Genomic DNA, 4352 nt, shown 5'->3' on the forward strand with positions numbered 1-4352 from the left:
GCGGCGGGCGTCGCAATCGCGACGGTCTCGCGCGTGGCAAATGGGGTGCCTACCGTAGCGGAGGACGTGCGCGCGCGCGTCCAGGCTGCCATCGACGAACTGGGCTGGAAGCCCAGCATGGCTGCGCAGAGTATGCGGGGCATGTCGGCACGCATGATCGGCTTTATCTTCTCGGATATCCGGAATCCGATTTACTCCGCCATGGTCAAGGGTGCTGAAGGCATACTCAGCGAGCACGGCTACATGATCATGGTTGCCAGCAGCGACGGCAGCAGCGAACGCGAACTCGTGCTGCTCGATCTGTTCCGGCAACGCGGTGCCGATGGCGTCATCTTCGCCGTGCAAGATGAAACCAACCCCACGGTGCTGGCGAACATCCGGTCCGGCAATCTTCCCGTTGTCCTGCTGGAGCGTGAGCTTGATGCCCCGGTCAATGCCGTCGGCGCCGATCATCTAAGCGGGACCCGGCGTGCAGCAGAGCATCTCATCAGCCTTGGACACCGCCGTATCGCCATGATCACTGGCGGCACGGGCACCCGCGTGGCGCGTGACCGCCTGCAGGGGCTGCGCCAGGCCCATGAGCTGGCCGGATTGACCTTGGACCCGCGGTTGCTTCGGCTCGACAGTTTCTCGACAGCATACGCATATCGAGAGATGCAATTGCTGCTGAGCCTGCCTGAGCCACCTACTGCGGTGATCGTTCTGGGGATGCCGCTCCTGTCCGGCGTGCTCCCGGCCATCCGCATCAGCAATCTCCGCATTCCCGAGGATATTTCCCTGATCGCTTCGAATGACAGCGAACTCGCCCAACTTGCGACACCGCCCATCTCCGTGATCCGCTATGACGCACATGCACTCGGCAACGAAGCCGCGCGTATGCTTCTGGCTCAATTGAAGGGAGACGTCCCACCAGACAGGATTCGTATCCAGATACCGACTGAGCTGGTCCTGCGCGGATCCTGCGCGCCACCGGCAGCTTGATTCGATGCGATGCGCGGCGCTGTGCGTCAGCACCGTACCAATCGACGTCCCACCCCTGGATAATCCACCGTCCTTGCGCGGATCGAGAGCGCCCGAGGCCCTCCTCGCCGTAGACTTGGGCGCTCCGGCTGCCGAGCGTCCGCATGAACCGCCTGATCTCAAGCCTTTGTCTGCTGGCAATCCTCACGCTGTCTGGATGCGGGAGCGTCGAGCCGGCCAAACAGACCGTAGCACCCGTCGACGCGGGCGAGCTGGCTGCCGGCGGCCCCACCGTCACTATCGAAGAGGCATACAGCCTTCTCGGAGGTATGCCGTCCGCGGCCTGCGCCGGCACGACGTGCGTTCTGACAGCGCCGGGACGGGATATCTATCGGTGCGCGGACGGCGTCTGCACGAAAGGAAATGCACCGACCCGCTGAAGTGCGGCGCGGAGTAGCGGTACGACTGAAGAGAACCGCAGGCAAAACGTTGCCAAGTGATTACCAGGCGAATCCTTGCTCGCAGACCGTCAAAACCTGCCGCGACGCGTCTGCTCGTGCTCACGCTGGCAGTCCATGCACCGTTTTGCCGTCGGGTATGCCTGCAGTCGCTCGAATGGAATCGGCTCCTCGCACTCGCGGCAAATCGCATAGGAGCCGAGCGTCATCCTGCCGCGCGCGGCCGCGATGTCTTCCAGTTCCACGCGGTAATGCTCGCGCATCACATCGGCCTGCCGCTGACCGATCTCCCGATCCGCGACGTCCGTTTTGTCGCCCGGATCCTGCCGCTCCAGCGGGGCGCGCGGCGAGGCGCCGGTACCCAGTGCGGCACGCGCGCGGGCTTCTTCCGCGTCGAGCATTGCGGCCAAAGTGGCAAATTGTGCGGAAGTCAGTGCATTCACGGAGAAGCTCCTTGTAGGGTGTGAGAAGCAGAATGCCCAGGGGGGCACCTTTTCAAGATATGCCTCGGCGTGCCTACCCATCTGCTCCCAGATCAAGAATGACGGCGGTATCCGGTGATGCTCGTGACATATTGCCAGCGCCGCGACTGCCTCGCAGGCATCGCGGAGGCTTGACGTGTCGCTGTCCGCCCGTTACGCACGCCGGCAGCCTGCTCCGTCAGGAAAACCTGACAATCCACGCGACAGGACTGACGCCACTCTCAGTGCACCCTGCTTCCGCGAGCGACCGGCGGGCGCGATACTCGCCCAATGATTTCGCGCACCGACACCGACCGACTGACTGTGTATCTGGTCGAAAGAACGCCGGCCGTCAGGCGCAGGCAGTTGCGCCTGCTGGCGTCCCTGGACGGCCTACGTGTGGCCGGCGCCGGACACGATGCGCAAGCCCATCAAACGGAACTGGTAGACCTCCAGCCGGATGTCGTGCTGATCGGCCTGAACGCCACAGAGAACACACCCCTGCCGCGAATTCGCGCGCTCGCGATCGCCTTGCCGGCCAGCACGCTGATCGTGCTGGCTAACGAGGGCACACCCCAGATGCGCCGCGCGTGCCTGATGGCTGGCGTGGCCTACTGCTTCGACAAGACGCTCGAGATCGTGGAACTACGCAACCTGCTGCTCGCCATGGCGAGCGCGGCGCGGCAACACCGAAAGGTAACCGCATGAATTCCCACTGCCCCACTGCCCCACTGCCCCACTGCCCATGAGGACGCCCATCATGCACCAGCATATTCTTGTCGCCGTCGACGATAGCCACTGCGCGCGTCGCGCCCTGAACGAAGCCGTCGGCCTTGCCAGCGCGTTTCACGCCAAGCTCGAGATCCTGCACGTCATCGACTACAGCTTCCTGCAGTACGACTTCGGCTATGGCGATTTCACCGAACTACGCCCACAGCTGACGGCTGCAGGCGAATCGCTTCTCAAGGAAGCTGGCGAGATCGCCGCGGCTGCCGGGCTCGAGCATCACGAAACCCTGATCGACGATCTGGCAACGATGGGCAACATCGCGGACCGCGTCAACGGCTATGCGCGAACGTGCAGCGCCGATATCGTCGTCATCGGCACGCATGGCCGGCACGGCTTGAAGCGCATGCTGCTTGGCAGCGTCGCCGAAAGCCTGGCACGCGATTGCCCGGTCCCCGTTGTCCTGGTGCGTGACGACTCTCCCGCCAGGACCGCTGAACGTCCGGTCGCCCAGAAGTAAGGCTGTGGGAACGCGCGGGACGGGACTCACCGCACCTCCCGCGCTTCTTACGCCTCCTATGCCTCCAGCAAGGCCCTTTCGATGACCTCCCGGATCTGACGGGCCAGACCATCCATCCGCTCCGCCGGCACGCCCCCGTATCCGAGCACCAGGCCGTTGTAGGCCGGCGCCGAGCCCGGCAGACAGAACCTTGACAGCGGCCGCAGCACCAGCCCTTGCGCGCGGCCGATGCGGCTGACTTCGGTATCGGCCACCGGCACGTCCAGTCGGGCGGAAAGGTGCATGCCGCCCGCGCCTCCCGAAACCGTCACCAGCCCTTGCAGATGACGCGTCATCGCATCGTGCAGCGCGGCACGCCGGGCGGCGTAGAGTTGCCGCATCCGCCTGAGGTGGCGCGTGAAATGCCCTGCATCGATAAACGATGCCAGCGCGAGTTGCTCGGCCACCCGTCCGCGCAGCATGAGCGCGCCGGCCGTGCGGTGGATCACCGGCGCCAATGCCGGCGGGACCACCATGAAACCGATCCGCAGCGCCGGGAACAACACCTTGCTGAAGGTGCCAAGGTAGATCACCGGCGCATCCTCGGCCAGGCCTTGCACCGCCGAAAGCGGCGTGCCCTGGTGCCGGAATTCGCTGTCATAGTCGTCCTCGACGATCCACGCGCCAGCGGCACGTGCTTGTGCCACCAGCGCCAGTCGCCGCTCCAGGCTCATCACCGCGCCGAGCGGGTACTGGTGCGAGGGCGTGATGTAGATGAGCCTGGGCGGTGTCTCGGTCCAGTCCTGCGGACGAGGCGCAAGCCCATCGGCATCGACCGGGATCGGCACCAGCCGCAGATTGGCCGCCTGGAACGCATTACGCGCGCCGCTATAGCCAGGGTTTTCGATCCAGGCGATATCGTCGGCGTCCGCCAGCAGCCGCGCGCACAGGTCCAGTCCGTTCTGGGTGCCATCGGTAATGAACACCTGCGACGCATCGCAGCGCACGCCGCGCGAAACGCGCAGGTACTCGGCAATCACCTGTCTCAGCGCCACGTTGCCAGCCACGGGCATATAGCCGAGTTGCGCCGGTGTGATGTTGCGCCAGGCACGTTCGAGATGGCGCCGCCATTGCGCCAGCGGGAACGCGTCCAACGCCGGCGTGCCGGGCAGGAACGGCAGCGGGTCATCCATGCCATCGCCCGGCCGCATGATGCCCGCCACGCGCCGCGACAACACCGGCGGCGCC

The 4352-nt window shown here is 65.2% G+C and carries 6 protein-coding genes; 4 read left to right on the forward strand and 2 right to left on the reverse strand.

Features of this window, described 5'->3' with window-relative positions:
• Together D769_RS20110 and D769_RS31945 are read left to right on the forward strand one after the other, a co-directional pair.
• Positions 1-981: LacI family DNA-binding transcriptional regulator (locus D769_RS20110; protein ID WP_008648883.1), on the forward strand; the 981-nt coding region annotated here is incomplete at its 5' end.
• Positions 982-1124: 143 nt separating this feature from the next.
• Positions 1125-1400, forward strand: coding sequence for a hypothetical protein (locus tag D769_RS31945; RefSeq protein WP_152415037.1), 276 nt, complete (start codon positions 1125-1127; stop codon positions 1398-1400).
• An 89-nt stretch (positions 1401-1489) separates the two neighbouring features.
• On the opposite strand, the gene D769_RS20115 is transcribed toward D769_RS31945, so the two are convergent.
• The gene (locus D769_RS20115; protein WP_008648884.1) at positions 1490-1861 is read right to left on the reverse strand and encodes a TraR/DksA C4-type zinc finger protein; all 372 of its coding nucleotides are present in this window, start codon (positions 1859-1861) and stop codon (positions 1490-1492) included.
• 309 nt (positions 1862-2170) lie between these two features.
• On the opposite strand from D769_RS20115, the gene D769_RS20120 reads away from it, so the two are divergent.
• Positions 2171-2587, forward strand: a complete 417-nt coding sequence (locus D769_RS20120; RefSeq protein ID WP_008648885.1) for a chemotaxis protein CheY — start codon at positions 2171-2173, stop codon at positions 2585-2587.
• Between the two features lie 52 nt (positions 2588-2639).
• The gene (locus tag D769_RS20125; RefSeq protein ID WP_008648886.1) at positions 2640-3125 is read left to right on the forward strand and encodes a universal stress protein; all 486 of its coding nucleotides are present in this window, start codon (positions 2640-2642) and stop codon (positions 3123-3125) included.
• Positions 3126-3181: 56 nt separating this feature from the next.
• Here the strand turns inward: D769_RS20125 and D769_RS20130 are convergent.
• On the reverse strand, positions 3182-4352 hold a 1171-nt coding region (locus D769_RS20130), incomplete at its 5' end, for a PLP-dependent aminotransferase family protein (protein WP_008648887.1).

Source organism: Cupriavidus sp. HMR-1 (genome assembly GCF_000319775.1).
GTDB lineage: Bacteria > Pseudomonadota > Gammaproteobacteria > Burkholderiales > Burkholderiaceae > Cupriavidus > Cupriavidus metallidurans.

Coding starts and splice junctions, on each gene's coding strand:
- D769_RS31945 (WP_152415037.1), top strand. CDS start 1,125: ATGAACCGCCTGATCTCAAGCCTTTGTCTGCTGGCAATCCTCACGCTG.
- D769_RS20120 (WP_008648885.1), top strand. CDS start 2,171: ATGATTTCGCGCACCGACACCGACCGACTGACTGTGTATCTGGTCGAA.
- D769_RS20125 (WP_008648886.1), top strand. CDS start 2,640: ATGCACCAGCATATTCTTGTCGCCGTCGACGATAGCCACTGCGCGCGT.